22 protein-coding genes and 1 pseudogene are annotated in these 25,065 nt (G+C 48.2%); 20 read left to right on the plus strand and 3 right to left on the minus strand.

Translation table 11 applies throughout. The annotated features are described in order from the left end of the window. Nucleotides 1-27: 27 nt before the first annotated feature. From ACIFQM_RS13150 to ACIFQM_RS13165, 4 genes are all read left to right on the plus strand, one after another. Complete coding sequence (locus tag ACIFQM_RS13150; protein ID WP_283652975.1) at nucleotides 28-540, plus strand: adenine phosphoribosyltransferase; 513 nt, start codon at nucleotides 28-30, stop codon at nucleotides 538-540. A gap of 190 nt (nucleotides 541-730) precedes the next feature. After that, entirely contained in the window at nucleotides 731-1,570 is an 840-nt protein-coding gene (locus ACIFQM_RS13155; RefSeq protein ID WP_430037456.1) for a PDC sensor domain-containing protein, read from the plus strand. Nucleotides 1,571-1,588: 18 nt separating this feature from the next. Continuing rightward, nucleotides 1,589-2,404, plus strand: coding sequence for a methyl-accepting chemotaxis protein (locus tag ACIFQM_RS13160; protein ID WP_430037459.1), 816 nt, complete (start codon nucleotides 1,589-1,591; stop codon nucleotides 2,402-2,404). Then, nucleotides 2,367-2,567, plus strand: a complete 201-nt coding sequence (locus ACIFQM_RS13165; protein ID WP_430037462.1) for a hypothetical protein — start codon at nucleotides 2,367-2,369, stop codon at nucleotides 2,565-2,567. Before ACIFQM_RS13160 ends, ACIFQM_RS13165 begins: the two co-directional genes overlap by 38 nt. A gap of 140 nt (nucleotides 2,568-2,707) precedes the next feature. Here ACIFQM_RS13165 and uraA read toward each other — a convergent pair whose 3' ends face one another. Continuing rightward, on the minus strand, nucleotides 2,708-4,018 hold the full coding sequence (gene uraA, locus ACIFQM_RS13170) for a uracil permease (RefSeq protein ID WP_430037464.1): 1,311 nt from the start codon (nucleotides 4,016-4,018) through the stop codon (nucleotides 2,708-2,710). A gap of 269 nt (nucleotides 4,019-4,287) precedes the next feature. On the opposite strand from uraA, the gene ACIFQM_RS13175 reads away from it, so the two are divergent. The 14 genes and pseudogenes from ACIFQM_RS13175 (at nucleotide 4,288) to crcB (ACIFQM_RS13240) (ending at nucleotide 20,941) form a co-directional block, all read left to right on the plus strand. Further along, nucleotides 4,288-6,465 carry a RelA/SpoT family protein gene (locus tag ACIFQM_RS13175; protein WP_430037467.1) on the plus strand — a complete coding sequence of 726 codons (2,178 nt, stop codon included), beginning with the start codon at nucleotides 4,288-4,290 and terminating at the stop codon, nucleotides 6,463-6,465. Nucleotides 6,466-6,603: 138 nt separating this feature from the next. Further along, on the plus strand, nucleotides 6,604-7,050 hold the full coding sequence (gene dtd / locus ACIFQM_RS13180) for a D-aminoacyl-tRNA deacylase (RefSeq protein WP_430037470.1): 447 nt from the start codon (nucleotides 6,604-6,606) through the stop codon (nucleotides 7,048-7,050). A gap of 101 nt (nucleotides 7,051-7,151) precedes the next feature. Continuing rightward, nucleotides 7,152-7,313 (plus strand): hypothetical protein, encoded by a 162-nt coding sequence (locus ACIFQM_RS13185; protein WP_430037473.1) that lies wholly within the window; start codon nucleotides 7,152-7,154, stop codon nucleotides 7,311-7,313. An 80-nt stretch (nucleotides 7,314-7,393) separates the two neighbouring features. Then, nucleotides 7,394-7,489 (plus strand): annotated as a pseudogene (locus tag ACIFQM_RS13190) (protease); the annotation flags it as partial. Between the two features lie 50 nt (nucleotides 7,490-7,539). Next, nucleotides 7,540-7,998 (plus strand): hypothetical protein, encoded by a 459-nt coding sequence (locus tag ACIFQM_RS13195; protein ID WP_430037476.1) that lies wholly within the window; start codon nucleotides 7,540-7,542, stop codon nucleotides 7,996-7,998. Between the two features lie 661 nt (nucleotides 7,999-8,659). After that, nucleotides 8,660-9,904, plus strand: a complete 1,245-nt coding sequence (hisS, locus tag ACIFQM_RS13200) for a histidine--tRNA ligase (protein WP_430037479.1) — start codon at nucleotides 8,660-8,662, stop codon at nucleotides 9,902-9,904. 85 nt (nucleotides 9,905-9,989) lie between these two features. Continuing rightward, the gene (gene aspS / locus ACIFQM_RS13205) at nucleotides 9,990-11,768 is read left to right on the plus strand and encodes an aspartate--tRNA ligase (RefSeq protein ID WP_430037481.1); all 1,779 of its coding nucleotides are present in this window, start codon (nucleotides 9,990-9,992) and stop codon (nucleotides 11,766-11,768) included. Between the two features lie 155 nt (nucleotides 11,769-11,923). Beyond that, nucleotides 11,924-12,673, plus strand: coding sequence for a tRNA threonylcarbamoyladenosine dehydratase (locus ACIFQM_RS13210; protein WP_014282962.1), 750 nt, complete (start codon nucleotides 11,924-11,926; stop codon nucleotides 12,671-12,673). A 49-nt stretch (nucleotides 12,674-12,722) separates the two neighbouring features. Further along, nucleotides 12,723-14,021, plus strand: a complete 1,299-nt coding sequence (locus ACIFQM_RS13215; protein WP_430037485.1) for an NCS2 family permease — start codon at nucleotides 12,723-12,725, stop codon at nucleotides 14,019-14,021. 130 nt (nucleotides 14,022-14,151) lie between these two features. Further along, nucleotides 14,152-15,903: an ABC transporter ATP-binding protein gene (locus ACIFQM_RS13220; protein WP_430037606.1), complete on the plus strand. Its 1,752-nt coding sequence runs from the start codon at nucleotides 14,152-14,154 to the stop codon at nucleotides 15,901-15,903. Nucleotides 15,904-16,352: 449 nt separating this feature from the next. After that, entirely contained in the window at nucleotides 16,353-18,494 is a 2,142-nt protein-coding gene (locus ACIFQM_RS13225) for a HelD family protein (RefSeq protein ID WP_430037488.1), read from the plus strand. A 279-nt stretch (nucleotides 18,495-18,773) separates the two neighbouring features. Beyond that, nucleotides 18,774-20,084 (plus strand): replication-associated recombination protein A, encoded by a 1,311-nt coding sequence (locus ACIFQM_RS13230; protein WP_430037491.1) that lies wholly within the window; start codon nucleotides 18,774-18,776, stop codon nucleotides 20,082-20,084. A 101-nt stretch (nucleotides 20,085-20,185) separates the two neighbouring features. Continuing rightward, nucleotides 20,186-20,581: a fluoride efflux transporter CrcB gene (crcB, locus tag ACIFQM_RS13235; protein ID WP_430037493.1), complete on the plus strand. Its 396-nt coding sequence runs from the start codon at nucleotides 20,186-20,188 to the stop codon at nucleotides 20,579-20,581. Nucleotides 20,582-20,584: 3 nt separating this feature from the next. Then, entirely contained in the window at nucleotides 20,585-20,941 is a 357-nt protein-coding gene (gene crcB / locus ACIFQM_RS13240) for a fluoride efflux transporter CrcB (RefSeq protein ID WP_430037496.1), read from the plus strand. A 112-nt stretch (nucleotides 20,942-21,053) separates the two neighbouring features. On the opposite strand, the gene ACIFQM_RS13245 is transcribed toward crcB (ACIFQM_RS13240), so the two are convergent. Both ACIFQM_RS13245 and mnmA read right to left on the minus strand, forming a co-directional pair. Further along, complete coding sequence (locus ACIFQM_RS13245; protein WP_430037499.1) at nucleotides 21,054-21,884, minus strand: PPK2 family polyphosphate kinase; 831 nt, start codon at nucleotides 21,882-21,884, stop codon at nucleotides 21,054-21,056. Between the two features lie 156 nt (nucleotides 21,885-22,040). Next, entirely contained in the window at nucleotides 22,041-23,168 is a 1,128-nt protein-coding gene (mnmA, locus tag ACIFQM_RS13250) for a tRNA 2-thiouridine(34) synthase MnmA (protein ID WP_430037501.1), read from the minus strand. A gap of 298 nt (nucleotides 23,169-23,466) precedes the next feature. Here mnmA and cymR point away from each other — a divergent pair, with 298 nt between their 5' ends. Together cymR and ACIFQM_RS13260 are read left to right on the plus strand one after the other, a co-directional pair. Further along, entirely contained in the window at nucleotides 23,467-23,886 is a 420-nt protein-coding gene (gene cymR, locus ACIFQM_RS13255; protein ID WP_014282941.1) for a cysteine metabolism transcriptional regulator CymR, read from the plus strand. An 11-nt stretch (nucleotides 23,887-23,897) separates the two neighbouring features. Further along, entirely contained in the window at nucleotides 23,898-25,049 is a 1,152-nt protein-coding gene (locus ACIFQM_RS13260) for a cysteine desulfurase family protein (RefSeq protein WP_430037504.1), read from the plus strand. Nucleotides 25,050-25,065: the final 16 nt, after the last annotated feature.

Raw genomic sequence — 25,065 nt, forward strand, 5'->3', positions numbered from 1 at the left:
TAGAAGTTTACAGTAGGAGGAACTAAGTTGGACTACAAAGAATATATTCGGGTGATTCCCGATTTTCCACAACCAGGGATTAGTTTTAAGGATATTACGACCCTGATGAAAAATGGAGAACTGTACCGCAAGGCAATCAATGATATGAAGGAACTGGTATCGGATTTGAAAATTGATCTGATTGCAGGTCCCGAAGCACGTGGATTCGTTGTAGGTGCGCCTCTGGCTTATGCGCTTGGAGTTGGTTTTATTCCCATCCGTAAAAGTGGCAAGCTGCCTGGTGATACTATCGAGGAAGCATACGGCTTGGAATACGGCAAGGACATGCTGGCTATGCATAAGGATGCAATTGAGCCGGGACAAAATGTTTTGATTGCGGATGATCTGCTTGCTACAGGCGGAACCATCGCTACATCAGTGAATTTGGTACGTCAGCTTGGTGGAAATGTGGTAGGGACTGCTTTTCTTATTGAGCTGTCTGATCTGAATGGACGAGCGAAATTGCCTGACGTAGATGTATTTACGTTGATTACGTACTAAGCGCTTTAAAGCCTGGGGGTTTCCCGGGAAATATTTGAGCATGAATAACCTAAATAGCTCGATGGAACCTCTCTTTTCTTAAAGAGTTGCTCCATCGGGCTATTTTTGTTTAGAATTCATTCACGAAAATCGTTATAAAAAAAATGAACGAATTGTCGATAAACAATAAAAAGGGGCAGGGGTGGTCATATTGCGTACATTTCAATTTAAAAGCTTACAAGCACGAACATTCTCTACCTTGGTTCCCCTTGTGCTTCTGACTCTGATTTTAATCAGTTTTTTGTCTTACTTTTTCGCTAAGCAAAAGTTGGACGCGGAAATTAGCCAGAATGCTACCCATTCTCTGTCGGGAGTTAAAGCAGATATTGCAGCTAATGTGGATCGGCATGCTTTACTTGTCTCCATGCTGGCCAAGAGTGCAGAACAGCTGGGGACAGGAACGAAAATTGAAAATTATGGTCATTTGTATGAACAAGAGTTGGCATTGAATGATATGACCTATGGTCTGGGTGTTTTTTTCGCCAAGGATGCGTATGAGCCTGATACGACATATCGATCCAATTATGTGTATAGAGATGGTAAACAAATGAAGCAAACGACTGAATATGATGATCCCCAATATAACTATTTAACAAAGTTGTGGTATACAGGGGCTGTTGAGCGAGGTAAAGAAATAAACTTTACGGAGCCCTTTTACGATTCCAAAATGAAAGTAAATATGATTACTGCCGGAAAAGCATTTTATGACCGAACAGGTAAGCTGATGGGTGTCATTACGGGTGACTTAAGTATGGCGAGTATTCAAGCCTATATCGAACGGATGAAATTCGGTGCCCAAGGAAGCGCGGTTTTGATGGACAAGAATGGAGCGATCCTGTCATCGGGACTCCAATCCATAAAAGCAGGTGAACCACTGGCGAAAGTGTTGGGTATGGAGGAGGCAGAAGCTATCCAAAATGGTGCTTCCGGGCAGTTGTCCGCGTCCATCGGGAATGAGGATTATCAGATATTGTATGATACAATACCGTAAACCGGTTGGAAAATTGGGGTGCTGCTGCCGGATTCGGAGCTGAATCGTCCTGCGAACGAAATGCTTAAACTGCTCCTTATCGTTAGTGCTATCGGAATCCTGCTGATCATGGGGGCCTTGCTGGTTAGCAATTTGGGGATGGTCAGAGAGATTAAAAAAATAATGCAGATGACGAATCGCATGGCCGTTGGAGATTATACAGTTGAAGTATCTCATCATCGTAAAGATGAGTTTGGTCAAATGGCAGAGGGAATTAATGAGGTGATTGCTGCTACAAGAGGGATGGCAAGTCGCTTGAGCGAAGAATCCAGCGTGATTACGACGGTATCCTTAACTATTTCCCAGGATATTTCTGGCGCATCTAAGGATGCGAAGCACAATGCTGACGAGCTGGCTCAGGTCAAAAAAGGCGCAGAACTACAGTTGGCTGCTGCGGCAGAGAGTGCGACTGCGATGGAGGAAATGGCTGTTGGCGTTCAACGTATTGCCGAATCCATACAGCAGGTATCTGAAGCTACCACAGGCATTGAACATAAGGCTCATCAAGGAAATGAACGTTTGACTGAGGTCACCCGAGGAATGCACAAAGCGAAGGTATCTATGGATGAAGCAGGTAAGGTAGTAGGTTCGTTGAATGAACGGTCGGCCCAGATCGGCAGTATTATCGGGATCATTCAGGAAATTAGCGGGCAGACCAAGCTGCTGTCGCTGAATGCTTCCATTGAGGCCGCACGTGCGGGGGAGCATGGCCGAGGGTTCGCTGTTGTGGCTTCAGAGATCGGCAAGCTTGCCGTAAATGTCAGCAGGCTCAGAGGAAGTTGCGGCATCTATTAGTTACCTTGCCGATATTGCAAAAGCTTCTGCTGAACATGCTGGGCAAGCCTCCGAACGATCTGAACGGCAACTGAAAGCGTTGGAAAGTCTGGATAGCTCAGCGAAGTCGCTTACAGGTGTTTCTGACACGCTCAATCAGGTGGTATCCCATTTTCGTGTGTGATGTTATTTGAAAATACAGGCGCTGCAATAAAAAAATCGCCGTTCTCCATGGGCTGTGGCTCAACACGCCTTGCCGTTTTGGCAGGTGGTGTTCATTCGCAGCACATGGAGTCGGCGATTTTTAATGTGATGGGACAGGCATCAATCCGGTGTTTTTTCTATCAAGGGTTCCTGAGTTTTATCATTGGACCAGCCGAGTACGTCAATCAGCTTGAAGAACAAGCTAAGGATAATCCCGATGATTGTAGCCAATGCCATACCTTTGAGGGTAACAGCGCCCCAAGTGAGTGTAGCACCACTGATTCCGACGACCAGTACGACCGTAGCAAGCAGCATGTTAGTCGGCTTGGCGAAATCAACTTTTTGCTCCACGAAGATTCTTAGACCGGAAGCAGCGATGACACCGAACAACAGCAAGGATACACCACCCATGACCGGAGCCGGGATATTGGAAACAATCGCCGAGAAGGTGCCTGAGAAGGACAATAGGATGGCAATAACAGCGGCCCCACCAATGACCCATACAGAGTACACTTTCGTTAATGCCATGACACCGATATTTTCACCATAGGTTGTATTGGGCGTCGAGCCAACAAAACCAGAAAAGATAGTGGAGATACCGTTACCCAGCAGCGAACGATGAAGGCCGGGATCTTTCGACAGCTCGCGTCCGACAATATTGCTAGTCACAAGCAAATGCCCGATATGCTCCACGATAACGACCAGGGCGACTGGAAGAATCGTCAGCATAGCCGAGGTGTTAAATACTGGAGTGGTAATTGCAGGATGTCCGAAAAAAGGTGCATCCGCAATTGCTTGCGTGTTTACCATACCCATAAAATAAGCGAGCATGTACCCCACCACGATACCAATCAGAATATGAATGATTTTGGCAAACCCGCGAAACAGCACGGCTCCCAGAACAGTGACACCGAGTGTAATAAGGGAAAGGGTAATGGTTTTGGGATCCGGGGTCCAGGCTTTGGTTGGATCGGCATTGATAATGCCTGCCATGCCTGCTGCAACCGGAACCAGCTCCAGACCAATCAGAGCTACAATGGAGCCCATGACAGCTGGTGGGAATACAACGTCCAGCCACCGGGTTCCGGCATATTTGATTACCAGCGCAACAAGGCAGAAAATAATACCTGTAACAATGAAAGCGCCGAGGGCCATGGCATAACCATTGCCACCAGGGTTGTTTTTAAGCACGAGACTAACTGGAGCGATAAAAGCGAAGCTGGAGCCGAGATAGGCGGGAATTTTGCCACGGCAGATCCAGATGTACAGTAATGTGCCAATTCCATTCATTAGCAAAATCATGCCGGGATCGACACCGAAGATATTCGGTACCAGCACGGTACTGCCAAACATGGCAAACAAATGCTGTACGCTGAGCAGGAACCCGGGTCCTGCCGGAAGCTTTTCATTAACTTGAATTTCGCGTTGCAACGCAGTTCACTCCTTAGTTCTTTCAATTATTCTTATATACATTAATTACTTTTCGTATTTTTTTCAATATAATTCGTTTCATTTCGCCAACAATCCTGATTTCATTGACCTATATGTGTCGGAATGACATGACAATGCCAAACCTGTAACAGTTGACGTGTGACGTGGTAACCGTCATAATTGTAGGAAATCACTTTTAAAAGGGAACCTTTGTGCGACATTGATCGGCGGGTTCCATTTTGCATAGAAAGGACACGGAATAGAGCAGAATGGGGATAGAGCAATTACTTAAAAAGGCCGGGGCCTATACCAGAGAAGCAGATCTTATCCGCATCAGGGAAGCCTACGATTTTGCCGAGCAGGCCCATTCAGGCCAGACTCGCAAGTCCGGTGAACCTTATATTCTGCATCCGCTTGCGGTTGCTGATATCGTCGTTAATATGCAGATGGATACCATCTCCATTATTGCCGCTCTTTTACATGACGTTGTGGAGGATACGACGGTGTCTTTGGCGCAGATTCGCGAGCATTTTGGCGATACATGTGCGATGCTTGTCGATGGTCTGACGAAGCTGGAGCGTATCCAGTTCCGTTCCAAGGAAGAACAACAGAACGAAAATTATCGAAAAATGTTTATTGCCATGGCACAGGACATTCGCGTCATTGTCATCAAGTTGGCGGATCGTCTGCATAACATGCGCACCTTGAAATACCAGTCCGAGGAAAGCCAGCGCCGGATCGCTTATGAAACGTTGGAAATTTTCTGTCCGGTTGCGAACCGACTGGGTATTTCAGCAATTAAATGGGAAATGGAAGATATTGCTCTGCGCTATCTGAATCCTCAGCAATATTATCGTATCGCCAATTTGATGCATAAGAAGCGGGCAGAGCGGGAGCAGTTTATTGATAACGTTATAGAACGCATTGCTGAGAAGCTGGAAGAGATGGGCATTCAGGCCGATTTATCCGGGCGTCCCAAGCATATTTACAGTGTGTTTAAAAAAATGACCACGAAAAACAAGCAATTCAATGAAATATATGATTTGCTGGCGATTCGGATCATTGTGGATAATATTAAGGACTGCTATGCCACACTGGGCATTATCCATACATTGTGGAAGCCGATGCCGGGGCGGTTTAAAGATTATATCGCTATGCCTAAGGCCAACATGTATCAGTCCCTTCATACGACAGTAGTCGGTCCGAATGGCGAACCAACCGAGGTACAGATTCGCACGGTGGATATGCACCGTACTGCTGAGTTCGGGATCGCAGCTCACTGGGCCTACAAAGAAGGAAATGGATCGAATAACACCAATTTTGAGGATAAAATTACCTTTTTTCGCGAAATTCTGGAGCTGCAAAATGAGGCGAAGGACGCGTCGGAATTTGTGGAATCGCTCAAAATGGACTTTTTCTCCGACCTTGTTTTTGTATTTACGCCAAAAGGAGAGGTTATTGAGCTGCCAGCCGGATCGGTTCCGCTGGATTTTGCTTTCCGGATCCATACCGAAGTCGGGAACCGCACAATTGGCTCCAAGGTAAATGGAAGAATTGTGCCGCTGGACTATCGGCTTAAAACCGGCGATATCGTCGAAATTATGACGTCCAAGCATTCTTATGGACCTAGTCAGGACTGGCTCAAAATTGCTCAGTCCTCTCACGCGCGCAGTAAAATCAAGCAGTGGTTCAAGAAGGAAAAGCGTGAGGAGAATGTCGAAAAAGGCCGTGAGAACCTGGAACGCGAGCTGAGAAAACGCGATATAGAGCCTTCGGTGTGGATGAGCGACGACAAGCTTCTGGAGGTTGCACAGAAGTTTTCTTTTAACGATATCGAGGATATGCTGTCTGCCATCGGCTTCGGTGGAATTACAGCAGCGCAGGTCTGTACACGTTTGACAGAGAAGCTGCGACGAGAGCAAGAAGAGGCACGTCTGATTGAGCTGACGACCGAGGTCAAGGAATATAAGCCGCAGGGCGAACGGAAAAAAACACCGACCAATGGTGTCAGCGTCAGAGGCGTAGACAATTTGCTCGTTCGTTTTGCACGATGCTGTAACCCTGTGCCGGGAGACGACATTATCGGTTATGTAACACGTGGACGCGGGGTATCTGTTCACCGCACGGATTGTCCTAATATCCCTTCGGGTACGGGCGAAGATCAGGCGCGTGTGATCGAGGTTGAGTGGGAAGAAGCTGCAGAAGTGAATTACAGCGTCGATATTGAGATTACAGGACATGATCGTAACGGCTTGTTGAACGAGGTGCTTCAGGCTATTTCAGAAAATAAAACCAGCTTCTCAGCTGTTACAGGCCGTACGGACAAAAATAAAATGGCGATGATTCACATTACGATTCTCATCCGCAATACGGATCATTTGCACTCTGTTGTTGAGCGAATCAAACGGGTGAAAGATGTGTACACTGTTCACCGGATTATGCAATAGCCCTTGTGGGTGTGTAAATAGGTTTACAGCCTTTGTAACGCAATTTGGTATAAGAGACACGTTATGTTGCTAAAAGAGACGTGGCTTGCCTGTAGGAGGCTCTTAAAGGGCAGGGATAAAGGAGACAGCGGACAGGCGATGAAGATTATTATTCAACGCTGTAAAGACGCTCAGGTAGCGGTTAATCAAAAGGTGGTTGGCAAGATCGGAACCGGATTGATGCTGCTGGTTGGTATTGGTCAGGGAGATACGGCGGCCGATGCCGTTTATTTGGCGGACAAAACAGCGGGATTACGTATATTTGAGGATACTGAAGGCAAAATGAACAACAGTGTGCTGGATGTTGGCGGAGCTATTTTGTCCGTCTCTCAGTTTACGCTCTATGGTGACTGCCGCAAGGGTAGAAGACCGAATTTCATGGGCGCTGCCAAGCCGGAGGAAGCAGAGAAGCTGTACGATTTTTTCAACAGTCAGCTTCGTGCGAAGGGCTTGGAGGTCGAGACAGGAATTTTCGGGGCCATGATGGATGTGTCATTGACCAACTGGGGTCCGGTAACGCTGATTCTGGATAGCGAACGTTCGTAACGTAGAGCAGTATAAAATGACCGTTCAAGGGGACGATAATGTCATCTCCGCTGGTGTTTAGCCAGATGGATAGCCTTAAGGGTGACAGGAGAGACGAAGCCATGCGTCAAACCCCGAAAATGGACGGTTATCGAACTGCTGCACTTCTTTTTCCCGGTAGCATTCAGGAGGCAACCAGCCTCACTCGTGAGAGTGATACGTTATTGCAGCATGTTGCAGCAGCTACGGACAAGCCGAGGCGTGATGCTTTGCCGCGCAGGTAGGAAAGGGGCCGAGAGGCTCCTTTTTCTTTTTAACTGCTTCAAATTGTTATAAAAATAGATTAAGCGGGTAATAACAAAGCGAGGATCGCGAGGCGGTTGTGGACAGAAACTTTATTACGTCTCGTACATCTAAAGATAAGCCCGCTTATGTGCGTGAGCTGTTGAAGGTACTGTAAATTCCACTGGAATTCATGCTTGTACAATCCCATCCTGAGGAGGATTTGATATGGCAAAGCAAATTCAGGCGTATTTTCGCACGGAGGATGAAGCTGAGGGCGCCAGATCTTCGCTGCAAGCCTATAGCACGGAGCATTTGGAGGTAGGTACGCTGGATGATGCGCTCGGCAGGGACACGCGGGTATTAATCCCAATGTTACCCTATAACAACACTGGCACTGCTGGCGCGGCGATACCTGTCGCGGGGGCTTATAGTGAGAACATTATTCCAGAGGAGGAGAATAGCGAGGCTGACCGTGGCACTGCACGCAGGGATTTGAACGAAGACCGCAGCGGAACGACGGATCACGACACAAGCCTACTTCATGCGACAGACGTCTATATTAACGGTGATCAGGATGAATTACGGTATGTGTTATCTGCGAAGGTGAACGATGCTGACTACGATGAGGTTGTTTATAAGCTTCGTTCCAATCGCGGTTATGTAGCACATTTGGATTTAAGCTGAAAAAACTGTCACCGGTTTGTCGATAAATTGAGGAATTCAGATGTTATAGAAATGGCTGTAATACAAATGTAATATTCGAAACATCATTCCTTAATATTCGTTGTTTATAATAACAGCATGACCCCCTTTTGATATATCTTTTGAACCTGCGGACCGTTTCCGCAGGTTATTTTCTTTTTATAGGACTTATTTGTCTTATTGTGAAGGGAATGTCTTGACTTTGTCGAAGCGGTTCATTAAAATCATAAAATAATGAAAAATGATTTGATGACGGGACCAAGTACTCCGAACCCACAAGCGCAGAGAGGAATTTCCAGGCTGTAAAAATTCCCTTGATGAGCGGACGAATGACTTCCCCGAGAACAGACGGCGAACAATTGAGGAATATACGCTTAGAGTACATGGTAATTGTACCAAATAGCCGATATCCTGCATAATAGCCGTACTGCGCGTTACGGGCGTTATACGTATGAGCGGAGTCAGCGCAATGCTGACGGGCACTGAGCGTTTTTTACGCTGGTTGTCCGGCTAAACTCCGGAATGTGGGTGGTACCACGGGTGATTCGTAAACGACAATCTCTCGTCCCTGTTAATTTAACAGGGACGAGAGATTTTTTGTTTTATATTGAAACAAGAAATACACAGACGGGGGGATATGTTAATGGCCTTTCAAAAACCGACGGGAACGCAGGATTTGCTGCCGGGCAATGTAGAAAGATGGCAAGTGGTCGAGGAAAAAGCCCGCGAAATTAGCCGCCGCTTTAATTATCGTGAAATCCGTACACCAATGTTCGAGCAAACGAATTTGTTCGTTCGGGGTGTGGGTGAAACAACGGATGTGGTGGAAAAGGAAATGTACACCTTTGAGGATAAGGGAAAACGCAGTATGACACTGCGTCCGGAAGGGACAGCAGGCGTGGTCCGCTCCTACGTGGAGAACAAGCTGTACGGGGAGCCGGATGTAACGAAGCTGTATTATATCGGTCCAATGTTCCGCTATGAGCGTCCACAGGCTGGACGTCAGCGCCAGTTCCACCAGTTCGGTATTGAAGCCTTAGGTGCAGTAGATCCTGCACTGGACGCAGAGGTTATCGCTTTCGGGTATCAGTTCTGCCGTGAGCTGGGCTTGAAAGGGGTAAAGGTAGAGATTAACTCAGTCGGCAATGCTGCCAGTCGTGCAGCTTACCGTCAGCATCTGGTGGATTTCCTGTTGCCGATCAAGGATACGTTGACCAAGGAGAGCCAGTCGCGCATTGAGCGTAACCCGTTGCGAGTGCTGGATAGCAAGGATGACCAGGACAAATTTGGCGGTGCGCCTTCCATTTTGGATAGCTTGGACGAGGAATCCAGCACGCATTTTGAGAAGGTAAAGCAAAGTTTGGATGCCATGGGTGTGGAATATACAGTCAACCCGCGCTTGGTACGGGGGCTGGATTACTATACGCTGACCGCGTTCGAATTCAAAGCCGAAGGAATTGGAGCCATTGACACCATCGGTGGAGGCGGACGCTACAACGGATTGGTTGGCGATCTAGGCGGACCGGATCAGCCGGGTATAGGCTTCGGCATCGGACTGGAGCGGATTCAGCTAATCTTGGAGCATCAGGGTGTCGAACTGAATGAAGCCCAGCCGCTGGATGTCTATATGGTGGCGTTGGGTGAAGCGGCAGAAACGGAAGTAACCAGACAACTGTTCAAGCTGCGCCAAGCCGGATTTTCCGCAGAGCGAGATTATCTGGGTCGCAAAATGAAGGCACAGATGAAATCAGCAGATCGTTTTAAAGCACGGTATACTGCGATTTTGGGCGAGGATGAGCTGGTACGCGGTGAAATCGCACTGAAAAACATGGAGACTGGCGAGCAGCGTACCGTCAAGCTGGATCAACTGGTGGAAGAGCTAGGTTAATCCAGAGTAACATTCAGTCGGGTGGAACTTCCTTCGGCTGGTCAGAAAGCATCAACCCCTAAAACAATAAACAGGAGTGTGTATTATGAAAAGGAGTCATCAATGCGGCGCATTAACCCATGCGCACATCGGAGAAACAGTTACATTGAACGGTTGGGTACAAACCCGTCGTGACCTGGGAGGCGTACTTTTTATCGACCTGCGTGACCGCAGCGGGATTGTACAAATCGTGTTTAACCCGGCATATTCCGGTGACGCGCTGCAAATCGCGGACCGAGTTCGTAGTGAATACGTGCTGGAGGTTACGGGTACAGTGGTCAAGCGTGATGCAGAAACCATTAACGCGAACCTGCCTACTGGTGAAATTGAAGTGCGTATTACAGAAATTGAAGTATTGAATGCAGCCAAAACACCTCCATTCTTTATTGAGGATGGCGTGGAAGTAGACGAGTCGTTGCGTTTGAAATACCGTTATCTGGACCTGCGTCGTCCGGAAATGCACCAAACGTTGAAACTGCGTTCCAAAGCAGCAAAAGTATTCCGTGACTTCCTGGACGGTGAAGATTTCATCGAGGTGGAAACACCGATTTTGACGAAAAGCTCGCCGGAGGGTGCACGTGACTATTTGGTGCCAAGCCGTGTACATGAGGGTGAGTTTTTCGCCTTGCCGCAATCGCCACAACTTTACAAGCAATTGTTGATGGTGGGTGGCGTAGAGCGCTACTACCAAATTGCACGTTGCTTCCGCGATGAAGACCTGCGTGCCGACCGCCAGCCTGAATTTACACAGGTCGACATTGAGACCTCCTTTATGCAACAGGATGACTTGCTGCCCATGATGGAGCAACTGATGGTGAAGCTGTTTAGAGAGACGGTTGGTGTTGAACTGGAAACGCCGTTCCAACGGATTACACATGCCGATGCAATGGACAAGTACGGCTCTGACAAGCCAGATCTGCGTTTTGGTCTTGAACTGATTCATGTCAATGATATCGTGTCAAGCAGCGGCGTGAAGGTATTTGCTTCTGTAATTGAAAAAGGCGGCGAGGTTAAAGTTCTCAATGCTAAGGGCTGTGGCACATGGAGCCGCAAGGAAATTGACGATCTGGGTCCTTATGCTGCACGTTACGGTGCCAAGGGTCTGGCTTGGATTCAAGTAAAAGAAGGCGAATTCAAGGGGCCTATCGTTAAATTCTTTACACCGGAAGAAATCGAAGCTCTGAGAGAGCGTACGGGAGCCGAAGAAGGCGACTTGCTGCTCTTCTCTGCGGATAACAAAAAAGTAGTCGCTGATGTATTGGGCGCGCTTCGTCTGAAAATTGGCCGTCAACTAGGTCTGATCGACGACAACGTATACAAATTTGCATGGGTTGTAGACTTCCCGTTGCTCGGCTACGATGAAGAACAAAAACGTTATGTAGCAGAGCACCATCCGTTCACACGTCCGAAGGACGAAGACCTTGCCCTCTTGGACACAGACCCAGGTCAAGTTCGTGCCCAAGCCTACGATATCGTGCTGAATGGCTACGAAGTGGGCGGCGGCTCGATGCGGATTTACAAACGCGATGTTCAGGAGAAAATGTTCAATGCTCTCGGCCTGTCGCCAGAAGTAGCTAAAGAAAAATTTGGCTACCTGTTGGATGCGTTCGAATATGGTACGCCTCCACATGGTGGTATTGCCTTCGGCTTTGACCGTCTGGTGATGTTGCTTGCGGGTCGTACAAACCTGCGTGAAACCATTGCATTCCCGAAAACAGCCAATGCAACGGATTTGCTGATGGACGCACCGTCCGAAGTGGATCAAGGTCAATTGGAGCAGCTTCATATCCGTCTTGCTCCAAAGCCAGTTGCTCCTAAAGCTTAAGGCATACATTTGATTCTATAAGTGCCTTACTTGGGCCTGTGAATAGCGAAAAAAATGTCATGAACCCGTTACCCTCTTATGGATAATGGGTTCGTGGTTTGTATGCATGAAATTCAAGCATAGTGTCTAAATCAGTGAGGGAGGATATATACCATATGCTGCATCAATTTTCACGAACAGAGCTGGCCATCGGAACTGAGGGGCTGGAGGTTATGAAGAATAGCACGGTAGCCGTGTTAGGTATCGGTGGTGTCGGCTCCATTGCAGTGGAAGCGCTGGCGCGTACGGGTGTTGGACGCATCATTTTGATTGATAAGGACGTCGTGGATATTACTAATATTAACCGCCAAATTCATGCGCTGACGACAACGGTAGGCCAAAAAAAGGCTGATCTGATGGTAGAGCGCGTGAAGCTGATTAATCCTGAATGTGAAGCGATTGCACTGAACATGTTTTATACGGAAGAAACGTATGAGGAGCTGTTCAAGTACGATCTGGATTATGTGCTGGATGCCTCGGATACGATTATTTACAAAATCCATTTGATCAAGGAATGTCTGAAACGGGGGATTCCGATGATCTCCAGTATGGGCGCGGCCAATAAAATGGACCCTAGCCGTTTTCAGGTGGCGGATATCTCCCAAACGAAAATGGACCCGATTGCCCGTGTAATCCGCACCAAGCTGCGTAAGGAAGGCATTACAAAAGGCGTCAAGGTCGTATTTTCGGATGAGGAGCCGATGAAGCCGCGTGAAGAGATTACGAAAAAAATCGTACCTGCGAACGCACCCGAAATCCGGAAGGCGAAGCAGCCGCCTGCGAGTAATGCTTTTGTACCTCCCGTGGCAGGATTGATCATGGTCAGTGTGGCAGTCAAGGATTTGTTAAACAACGCTGGCGTGTAAGTCTGAAAATAGTAACTACAGATCGAACAACTTGCTGGAGGGTTTTGGTATGAAGGGTGGACTATGGTCCAGAAGTCTTGGTTACAAACCCGAGCATCATTGGAAAAAGGAAGTGGCCGCTGGTGCCATTTCCTATTTTTCCGTTGTATATATTGTCATGGTCAATGCGACCATTTTGGCAGATGCCGGGATTCCGTTACAAGGAGCTATGCTGGGTACGCTGCTCACGTCGATTATTGGCTGCTTGCTTATGGCCTTTGGCGGAAAGTCCCCAATGGTTGTGGTACCAGGTATGGGGATTAATGCCTTTTTCACTTATACGCTCGTACACTCTATGAAGCTGAGCTGGCAGGAAGCATTGATGGTGGTCACCATTACAGGCATTTTATTCGCCATTGTTGCATTTACGTCCTTGTACAAGCTGATTAGTCAGGCGATTCCCCATAATTTGCAGCACGGAATTACGGTAGGAATTGGTTTGTTTTTGACCTTTATCGGATTGCAAAAAAGTGGCATCGTGATTGCTCACCAAACGACTTTTGTCGCTATCGGCCATTTTAATGATCCAAAGGTAATCACGGCTTGTGTAACCTTGCTGCTCGCTATTGTGCTGTTTGTGCGCAACGTGCAGGGAGGACTGCTGATTAGTATTTTGGCAGGAACGGGGCTTGCTTACGTGCTGGGAGCTGTAGAACCGACAAGCGAGGTGCGAACCTCTGAAACAGTGCGGCAGTATGGGCAATTGTTTGGTGAGCTATCCTTTTCAGGCATCGTTTCGGTAGCCTTCTGGATTGCTGTTTTTTTGTTGCTGCTTATTGTTCTGTTCGAAAACATTGGGATGATTGCAGCCCAGACCAACATGATCGGAAGACCGGACACGTTCAAGAACAGCCTGCGAGTGTTAGCGGTAACCAATATTTTTGCCGGAATTTTAGGGAGCAGTCCGGCGGTAGCGGCGGCGGAATCCACGGCGGGTATTGCAGCAGGAGGCCGCTCAGGGGCTACGCCGCTGGTCACTGCCATTTTATTCGGGGCAACCTTCTTTTTCATTCCGTTACTTGCTTACATTCCGGATAGTGCCATTGCGCCCGTGCTCATCATCATTGGCGGTCTGATGGTACAAAATGTCCGTGAGATGGATTTTAGTGATTTTACCGAGGCGTTTCCTGCATTTCTGGTCATGGTGATGATGCCCTTTACTTATAGCATTGTAGACGGAATGGCATTTGGCTTTATTGCATATCCCGTAGCCAAGCTTGCAGCAGGGCGCGGCAAGGAAGTGCCTGTCGCATTGTATATTATTTCCGTGCTATTTGTGGCTAACTTTGTGCTTCATTCTCTGGTGTAGTAAACTCAAATTTAGGCTGTACTATTCATACCCGCGCACAGCGCGGGTGTTGTTGTTTGGAGAAGAATGGTCAGACAAGAAGCGAGGTACATGGTTTATGGAAAAGGAACATCATCTACAGCAGAATCGAATGAAGGAAAAGCCGGATAAAAAACCCGATAAGGCTGGCATGGGTCGATTTGTCAAATTGATTGCAAGCGCACATCCTCCCAAGGCCATTCTCGTGATCGCCCTGATTCTGACCTTGATTCAGACGACTGCCGGCTTAATTGTACCGCTGATGACCAAGGGACTGATCGACGGTTTAACCTTTTCTTCACTGAACCGTATGGTCATTTTTGGCCTGCTGGGGGCCTTTGTGCTTCAGGCTGTAGCTTCAGCGGTTTCCATTTATATGCTGAACTATGCCGGACATAAAATTGTAGCTAATTTACGCAAACGCTTATGGCATAAGATTTTGTCTCTTCCCATTCCGTATTTTGATCGGAATCGCTCCGGGGATACGATGAGTCGTGTCACCAATGATACAAGCCTGATTATGAACCTGATTACGGAGTATCTTGTGAATCTGATTTCTAACGTAATTGCCATTATTGGTGGTATTGCCTTGTTGTTTTATCTGGATTGGGTCATGACGCTCATCATTATGGCTATCGTTCCATTAACAGCGCTGATTTTATTTCCCGTGGGCAGGAAAATGTACCGTATATCCAAAAAACAGCAGGATGAGATGGCTGATCTGACCTCGGTACTGAGTCAGGTTATCGGAGAAATCAGGCTGGTAAAGGCGTACGGAACCGAAAGCAGGGAAGCACAGGCTGGAGAGGATCGGATTTACCGGATGTTCCGTTTTGGCTTGCAGGAATCCCGTATTTTGGCGTTGGTAGGTCCCATTTCTACGTTCTTGCTGACCGCCGTCCTGGTCATTATTTTGGGTGTTGGTGGTGTTCGCGTCGCATCAGGCGTGCTGACTGCCGGGGATTTGGTAGCTTTTATTTTGCTACTGTTTCAGGTCATTACACCAATGGCCCAGTTCACGACCTTATATTCACGTCTGCAAAAGGTGGTAGGTGCCACGGAACGAATTCAGACGATTTTGGATCATGAAGAGGAGCCGCTGGAATTGAAGCAGGAAGCAACAAAAGAAAGCAGGGATATCGTGCTGCGTGATGTTGCCTTTTCCTATTCTGAGGGTGAAGAGGTTCTTCATCATGCCAGCTTGGTCATTCCGGCTAACCGAACAACGGCATTTGTTGGACCGAGTGGAAGCGGCAAGTCCACGTTATTTTCGTTGCTGGAGCGTTTTTATGTACCGGATACGGGAGAGATTCGTTATGGAGATGAACCGATATCGTTGTATACATTATCCTCCTGGCGCTCCAAAATTGGCTATGTGTCCCAGGAAAGCTCGATGATGACCGGAACGGTCAGAGATAATATAACGTACGGCTTGGGACGGGAAGCTGATCTGGAGGAAGTGAGACAGGCAGCCACGATGGCGTACGCGGATGCGTTTATTATGGATTTACCGCAAGACTATGAGACTGAGGTGGGTGAGCGGGGGATGAAGCTCTCCGGTGGGCAACGTCAACGGATTGCCATTGCGCGTGCGCTTCTGCGTAGCCCGGATATTCTTATGCTGGACGAGGCTACATCCAGTCTGGACAGCTCTTCCGAGCATGAGGTGCAGAAAGCGCTGGCGAATCTGATGGAAGGTCGTACGACCATTGTTATCGCTCACCGTTTGTCTACTGTGGTTCATTCCGATCAGATTATTGTGTTAGACAAGGGGAAGGTGACCGGTGCAGGAACTCATGCGGAGCTGATTGAGTCCCATGAAGTGTACCGAGAGCTGGCTCAGAAGCAGTTTGTGGAAGTATGAGGGAGAGGAGCATGGAGCGTTAGAGGCCGCTTCGCGGGTGCCGCAAGGGTCCATACTTTATGTGAAGGGCAGGGGAAGTTCAAGGGCTAAGAACAAGAGCATAAGAGCAAGAGCATAAGAACAGATGTATGAGTGGAAGAAGTGGTTTGAAGTGAATTTTGTGGATTTGGTTAGAAGCGGTGTGGTTATATTACTGGGCGTGTTCGTATGTGAAAATGGAGGGGCTGTCTTGAAATGAGAGCAGGACGGTTTTTTTGAATGATATAAAGTGTGTTTTGGCTTCTTTGAAGGATACAAGGAGGTCTTTTTTGTACATGGAAATGGGTGTGTTAGGAAATAAGGTTGGATTTTTTGGGGTTAATGTGTTACGCTTACTTTCCTTTTTTTGTGTCGGAGCAAGTGAATGGGATGCAGAAATCGAGACTTGATATTCTTAGGAGGTAACTGAAATGGAGAACGGGTTTCAAAGTGCCTATCAAGAAGAACAGCACAGGCTGTCGCTTGCTATGGAGGAAATTGATCGCAGATTGGAACGGCTTCGCAATACGCCGGTGTACACGGGGCATGATTTTACGGAGCAGGTGCTGGAATCCGGGCGGGAGGAAAAACGTCAGGCTTTGGCAAAAAGTGTGCAGGAGCCTTATTTTGGACGCATGGATTTTGACGAACGTGGCAGAGGACAGCGTAAGCCCCTCTACATCGGCAAAATCGGAGTGGAGCGCGAGGAAGCGTCTGCGTATCCGCTTGTGATTGATTGGCGCGCGCCGATTGCCAGCTTGTTTTATTCTTTTACAGGCGGTGAAGAAACCGTGTCCTACGAGGCTCCCGAGGGAACGATTGAGGGCTTGGTGTATCTAAAGCGCAACGTTGTCATTCGTAAAAGAATACTGGAACGGGTAGCCGATACGTATAATCGTGAAAGCGACGAGCCTGCGGTTTCCGATGAATTTCTTGTCTATCGCCTGGGAGAGAACAAGGATAACCGATTGCGGGATATCGTATCTACGATTCAGGCCGAGCAGGATCAAATCATTCGTGCCGCTAAAAATACAGCCCTCGTCATTCAAGGGGTAGCGGGTAGTGGCAAGACGACGGTAGCGCTGCATCGTCTCGCATTTTTACTGTATCAATACAAGGAGCAGGTATCGGCGGACAAGATGGTTATTTTTGCACCGAATCATATGTTTCTCGATTATATTTCAGATGTACTTCCAGAGCTGGGGGTCGGAAATATTCAGCAAAGTACATTTGCGGACTGGGCGCTTAACCTGTTGGGTCTGGATTTACCTATAGCTGATCCTGCTGAAACGTTAGCTTATTGGTTTGAGAGCGGTAGCCTGAGAACGGAATCAATGGATGAGGCGCCAGGACGATTCAAAGGTTCGATTCACTTCATGAAGCTGCTTCAAGCTTTTGTGGATCGGCTGGAGCCTGTTTCGGTGCCGGAGGGTGATTTTTCACCATGGGATGGGGCGGTGCTTTCGCGAGCGGAGATTTTGAACTGGTTCAATGAGGAATACAAGCCCTATCCGCTCGCGAAGCGAAAAGAACGTGTGCTTGCAAGAGTCCATCGCTGGATTGAAATGGAGCTGAAAAAGTCGCCCTCGGCGGCTGCACTCAAGGAACGTAAGAAAAAAGCGGGACCCCGGGAAAAGGCATATGCTAAAAAATGGCCCCAATATGACGCACTGACGCTTTACAAGCAGCTTTTTCAGGCAGCAAAAGGATTACCCGCAGACACGGCTGCGGAGTTGAAGGCTTCTTTGCCTGCTGCTATTTTTAAGACCACACAGTCGGACCTGCGTAAACAGGTTATCCGCGAAGAGGATCTTACTGCCTTGGTATATCTTCATGTGCTGATTCATGAGGTAGAATCGTCTCAACGTTTTGACCATGTAGTCATTGATGAAGCGCAGGATTTCTCACCTTTTCATATCGCACTATTGGATTTGTTCGTTAAAGGGCATTCCTTCACGATATTGGGTGATCTGTCGCAGGGTATTCACGAATACCGTGGCGTACATGCCTGGGAAGAAATGAGTTCTCTTTTTGCGCCGGAACATACGGGGTATTTTGCACTTACCCGAAGCTACAGATCTACGCTGGAGATTATTGAGTTTGCAAATACGATTTTGGAGCAGGGGGTTCGCGGCGGCATTACGGCCGTTCCGGTATTCCGTAGCGGCGATCCGGTGCGTACACTGCCATACGGTACATCAGGGCGTGAACAGAGTTTGCTGACCGCTCTGCAAGAGCTTTCTTCCAAGGAATATCGCACTGTATCTGTGCTGACACGTACCTTGAAGGAGGCAGTGGAGCTGCATGAGGCTTTTACAAATGCAGGATTAGATGTGAATCTGATCGACGGTGGTAAAAAGCAATACGAAGGTGGATTGTCCATTCTACCTGTGTACCTGTCCAAAGGGCTGGAGTTCGACGCAGTCATTGTAGCGGATGCCGACCGAGAACATTATGGAGAGCTGGCATGGGATGCCAAGCTGCTGTATGTGGGCTGTACCCGTGCGCTGCATGAGCTGTGGCTGTTACATGAGGGTGCACTTCCGAATTATGTACAGGAGCAGGCGAAATAAGGGAAATCTACCAGCATAAGAACAGCCACGAAATTTATCTTTCGTTCGGCTGTTATTTTTTTGCTTGCTAGGTTGCAGGTATGTAAATATATAGTTATGCCATGACCATGCTATCTGCAACTTGTCTGTGGGTATGGTAGAATAAAAGGCGGTTCAACCCGTTTTTAGGATCATAGATCGCTTGAAATTTCAAGGTTTCAACCGCATGAGCGAACGCCATGTATATGGACCCCGCAGGGGTAGAGTGTTCCCTCATATCACCATAAGGAAGTGAATGAAATGGACTTATTTTCATATTCCCAGGAGTCGACGCCAAGCAATCGGTTGCTTGCTGACCGGCTGCGTCCGACTTCGCTGGATGAATATATTGGACAGGAGCATGTCGTCGGTCCGGGCAAGCTGCTGCGAAGAGCTATAGAGGCAGATCAGGTTTCTTCCATCCTCCTGTATGGGCCGCCGGGATGTGGCAAGACGACGCTGGCGCATATCATTTCACAACACACGCAAGGCGAATTTGTCCGCCTGAATGCAGTGGAAGCGTCAGTGAAGGACGTGAGGGAAGTCATTGACCGCGCACAAACGAATAAATCGATGTACGGCAAAAAAACGATCCTGTTTCTCGATGAGGTACATCGTTTCAACAGCTCGCGTCAGGATGCACTGCTGCCTGCGGTGGAAAAGGGTACAATCGTATTTATCGGCGCCACCACCGAAAACCCCTTTCACTACGTAAACGGCGCCTTGCTGAGCCGTTCTACATTGTTTCAGCTCGAATCGCTAACGCGGGAGCATTCGCTGGCAGCCATGCGCCGCGCCTTGGGCGATGCGGACAAGGGGCTTGGCTATATGCAGCTTCAGGTGGACGAAGCTGCGCTGGATCACATCGCGTCCATGGCGAACGGCGATATCCGCCGCGCCTTGAACGCGATGGAATTGGCGGCGCTCACGACGCCTCCGCTGGCAGACGGCACGATTCACGTGACGTTAGAGGTCGCGGAGGAATCCATTCGCCGCCCGATTGTCAAGGCAGACGAGTCCACGCAGTATGACGTGCTGTCCGCCTTTCACAAAAGCATTCGCGGCTCCAGCGACGCGGCGCTGTTCTGGTTTCTCTACGCCGTAGAGAAGCTCGGCATGGACCCGATGACCTTTCTCCGCCGCCTCATCGCAGCGAGCAGTGAGGACATTGGTCTGGCGAACCCGCAGGCGATGGTGCAGGCAGTGAGTGCGCTTGAAGCCTATCGCAATAACGGCTGGCCCGAGGCCAAGCTGAACATCGCGCAGGCTATTTTGTTCGCCGTAGAGAGTCCAAAATCCAATGCCGTATATACGGCGATTTCACGGGCCATGTCGTCTATGGACGATATCAAATCCGCTGAGGTTCCGCTGCATTTGCGTGATGCGCATTACAAAGGCTCGGAGAAGCTGGGGCATGTCGGCTATCAGTATCCGCACAATTATCCGAACCATTATGTGAAACAGCAATATTTGCCTGATTCGATAGCAGACCGGACCTTTTACCAGGCTACAGAGCAGGGGAATGAGTCGAAAATCAGACAAAATCAACAGTGGCGGGATTCACAGTCGTAAAATAAATGTAGCAAATGGGTATACGTAGTGTGTAAGATCAGGTTTAGCCACTGTTATGGTTACACCATGAATACTGCAAGAGTGAAGAAGGGGACGTAAAGATGAAAGACGTGCTATTTGTCGGGGCAGGTGGAGCGCTCGGAACCTCTGCCCGTTATGGCGTACAAACATTGCTGCCTGCGTCAGGGGCCGATTTTCCACTTGGCGTACTGTTAATCAATTGGATCGGCTGTCTGTTTCTCGGCTGGTTCTTTACAGTAACTTTGCGGTCGTGGCGGATTAAGCCTCGCTGGCGACTTGCCATCGGAACAGGCTTTACTGGGGCCTTTACAACCTTTTCCACCTTTGCAATGGATGCTGTACGTCTGACGGTTCATGATCATGCGCTTGCGGCTGTGTTGTATCTGCTACTGAGTGTATGTGGAGGTCTGTTTTTGACTTGGACTGGTATTCGTATGGGCACGAAAATGACGCAAGCTGCTTCCCAGGAGGTATAGCTTATGATCTGGTGGGCGGCGGCAGGTGGAATGGTCGGTACATTGGCGAGATACGGGCTTGGCATGTGGGTTGGAAAAAGGTTTGGCACCGCATTTCCGTGGGGAACGTGGATCATTAACATCAGTGGTTCATTGCTGCTCGGTTGGCTGTACGGCGAATTTACGCAGCACAATCTGTCTCCTGCACTCTGGATGCTGCTGGGAACAGGCTTTTGTGGTGGCTATACCACCTTTTCAACATTCGGGTATGAATCTGTCCAACTGATGGAGCGTAGAGAATATCGGCGTACGGCTGTGTATGTGCTTTCTTCGGTGGTGGTAGGAGTTGTAGCTGCGGCTGTTGGGTATGGGGTTAGTTGACGCAATAAAGCCTCCAAAATCTCTACCCTGGCATTTTCAGCCTTGAGTAAGGTTTCGGAAGCTTTTTTTGATGTGTTAACGAACATAGGATAGAGTACTTGCGCCTGCGCAGCTATTTTTTATCCCGTTCTTTATACAGCTCAGGCAAAAGGGATTCCAGTTCCGGTCTTGGTTCAGGATCGGACAGCTTCATATCCTCCAGCGTTTGGACGGCAATGCGCAGCACGGTATAATCCCTGTACCAACGGTTATCCGAAGGAACGACATACCACGGAGCTTGTTTGGTTGCGCTTAGCTCCAGCACGTCCTCATAATATTGGGTATATTGCTTCCAAAATTTACGTTCCTGCAAATCACTCGGATCAAGCTTCCAGTTTTTATGCGGCTTTTCAATACGGTCGATCAGCTTCTCCAACTGGAATTGCTTTGAAATATGTAAAAAGATTTTGACGACCTTAACATTGCTATCCAGCAGCAATTGTTCAAAATGTTTGATGTGTTTAATATTTCGTTTGGCCTGCTTGTCGGATACCTGACTGTGAACACGTGTAATCAGTACATCCTCATAATAAGAGCGGTTGAATGCCGCGATATATCCACGTCCCGGGGCTACGCTGTGGGCACGCCACAGGAAATCGTGACTTAATTCTTCGGCTGTAGGCGATTTAAAGCTGTGGACTGTCACTCCCGCCGGGTTGAGATTGGAAAATACCTGCTTGATGACGCCATCTTTTCCGCTGCAATCCATACCTTGAAATACAAACAAAACGGCTTGTTTTTTCTCCGTAAATAATTTGCTTTGTAATTCCGCGAAGCGTTCCTTCAATTGATCTGTTTCCTGCTGAATTTCTTCTTTATTTTTGATATCCTGAGTATCCTTGGGGTTCCACTCTTTTAAAGAAACTTTTTTACCCGGTGTCAGCATTCCTAATGAATCAGACATAAAAGGCACGCTCCCTTTCAATTGAAGTAAGATATCTTGTCTACATCATATACCCAAATGGAGAAAAGAGCATCTTTTCATAAAAAAAGCGTCCCTCCATAGATAGAAGGGACACCACCTGTTTAAACATTTATGCCAACATCAACGGGGATTATTTTAAACCGTTTCAGGCTGGAGCTTTTCAACCTTGTCGATGGTTCCGCCGCCCAGACACCGTTCACCATCGTAAAATACGACGGCTTGTCCAGGGGTAATGGCTTTTTGATGTACGTCGAATGCGACGTGTACGGTTCCATCCTCAAGCCATTGCAAAGTCACTTGCTGATCAGGCTGGCGATAACGGAACTTGGCTGCACAACGGAATTCGCCGGACGGACGCGTATCCGCGCCTTCAATCCAGTTCACGTCGGTTGCAATTAGACTGGTGGAATACAAGCTGTGGTGACGATCGCCCTGTACCACATACAAAATGTTCTTTTCCAAATCCTTGTCGGCTACGAACCACGGTTCGCCTGAACCGGAGCCGCCTATGCCCAAGCCTTGCCGTTGGCCGAGTGTATAGTACATCAGGCCATCATGGCGTCCTTTGACTTCACCTGTAGCGATATCCACCATGTCTCCGCCTTTAGCAGGCAGATACCCGCTCAAAAACTCCTTGAAATTACGCTCGCCGATGAAGCATACGCCAGTGCTGTCCTTCTTCTTGGCCGTATACAATCCTGCGGCTTCCGCAATTTTGCGGACTTCCGGTTTCGGCAAATGACCGATAGGGAACATAGTCCGAGACAACTGCTTTTGGCTCAATGCATTCAGGAAGTAGGTCTGATCCTTGTTGCTGTCCACGCCCCGCAGCAAGGTAAAACGGCCGTTTTCTTCCACAACCCGGGCGTAATGTCCTGTAGCAACATAATCCGCGCCCAAATCCAGCGCTTTATTGAGAAATTCGCCAAATTTAATTTCACGGTTGCACATGACATCCGGGTTTGGAGTACGTCCAGCCTTATATTCATCAAGAAAATACGAGAATACTTTATCGAAGTATTCTTTTTCAAAATTGACGGTATAGTAAGGAATGTCGATCTGCTCACAGACACGGCGTACATCCTCCGCATCCTCCTCAGCCGTACAACGGCCAAATTCATCCGTGTCATCCCAGTTTTTCATGAAGATGCCGATTACGTCATAGCCCTGCTCCTTTAGCAGCAGCGCGGTAACGGATGAGTCGACGCCCCCGGACATGCCGACGACGACACGGGTTTCATGATTGGCTTTAGCCATGGTCATCACCCAATTCTCTTAATATTGTTGTAGAACCCTCCTACTATAACATAAACGATAATAAGTTACGATGGCTGTGCGATCCAACGACACGGAGAACGATGGGGGAAAGTTCTATAAAATGGGCCAAAGCCGTTCCAAATGGTCCGAAAACAACTTTTTTTAAGATTGTTACCGTAATATTTCCCTTTACCTGCCCTAATATGTTAACATAAGCTGAGGGTTAAGATCGGAATAGAGAGGTTTATAACACCAGTTATTCCGCGTGTTTAACGGAATTGTTACTATAAGTGAGGTGGCACAATTGAAAATATCAACAAAAGGCCGCTACGGTCTGACGATTATGATGGAACTTGCAGCCAGGTTTGGCGAAGGTCCGACGTCTTTGAAAAGTATAGCCGAGAAGAATCAGCTCTCCGAGCATTATCTGGAGCAGCTTATTGCGCCTTTGCGCAATGCAGGTTTGGTAAAAAGTATCCGTGGTGCTTACGGCGGTTATATTCTGGCGGGTGAACCGGCAGGGGTAACGGCAGGAGACATTATTCGTGTATTGGAGGGTCCGATTTCTCCGGTAGATTTCACTGAAGAGGACGATCCGGCGAAGCGCCAGCTATGGCTACGGATTCGTGACAGTATTGCAGAAGTACTGGATTCCACTACGCTCAAGGACTTGATCACATACCAGGAACATGATGAATTGGATAACTATATGTTCTACATTTGAGGTGGATTAACATGAACAGAATTTATCTGGATCATGCCGCATCGACTCCTATGCATCCTGAGGTTGCGCAGACTATAATGGACATCATGACCGGCCAATTCGGTAACGCTTCAAGCGTTCATGCCTTCGGCCGGGATGCCAAGCGCACCGTCAGCGCAGCGCGGGATGCCGTTGCGGCCTCTTTGGGCTGCAAGCCCGAAGAGATCATATTTACAAGCGGAGGGACAGAAAGCGATAATCTGGCCCTGTTCGGGATGGCTACGGCAGATGGCCGCACTTCCGGCCATATCATTACGACAACCATTGAGCATCATGCGGTGCTTCATGCTTGCGCTGAACTCGAAAAAGCGGGTTATGAAGTGACCTATGTGCCAGTCAACAGCTTTGGGCGCGTCAATCCAGCCGACATAGAGGCTGCGATCCGGCCGGACACTTTTTTGATCAGCATGATGCATGCCAACAATGAGGTAGGCGTAATTCAGCCGATCCAAGAAGTGGGACAGATTGCGGGAGAACATGCTATTGTATTCCATGTAGATGCGGTTCAAGCTTACGGTCATATACAGATAGACCTCCATATTCTTTCGGTTGATTTACTTAGTGTATCCGGTCATAAAATTAACGGCCCGCAAGGCGTTGGAGCTTTGTATATCCGTCAGGGTACACGTATCCAGCCTTTGATGCACGGGGGACTTCAGGAGAAAAAACGTCGTGCTGGTACAGAAAACGTTGCCGGGATTGCAGGCTTAGCTAAAGCAGCAACTCTGGCTAACACCTCTATAGAGGAACGTTGGGCGTACGATATGACTCTTCGTCAAACTCTGCTGAAAGCACTGGAAAACACTTTGGGGAAAGACGCTTTTGTAATCAACGGCGACCCTAAGCATTTTTTACCGAATGTGCTAAATCTTAGCTTTCCGGATATCGGTACGGAGACGATGCTGATGAATCTGGATATGGAAGGAATTGCAGCGGCCAGCGGTTCAGCTTGTACTTCCGGGTCTTTGGAATTGTCGCATGTGTTGCAGGCGATGGATCTTCCTAAAGATGTTTTGAATTCAGCGATTCGCTTTAGCTTCGGTTTGGGTAATACTATGGAGGAAATGGAATACACGGCCAAGAAAATTGAAACCATATGGAAGCGGCTACGTACTAGGTACTAGTACAGCATCAGATTTA

Origin of the sequence: Paenibacillus sp. NRS-1782, assembly GCF_050467685.1 — a bacterium.
Lineage (GTDB): Bacteria > Bacillota > Bacilli > Paenibacillales > Paenibacillaceae > Paenibacillus > Paenibacillus terrae_A.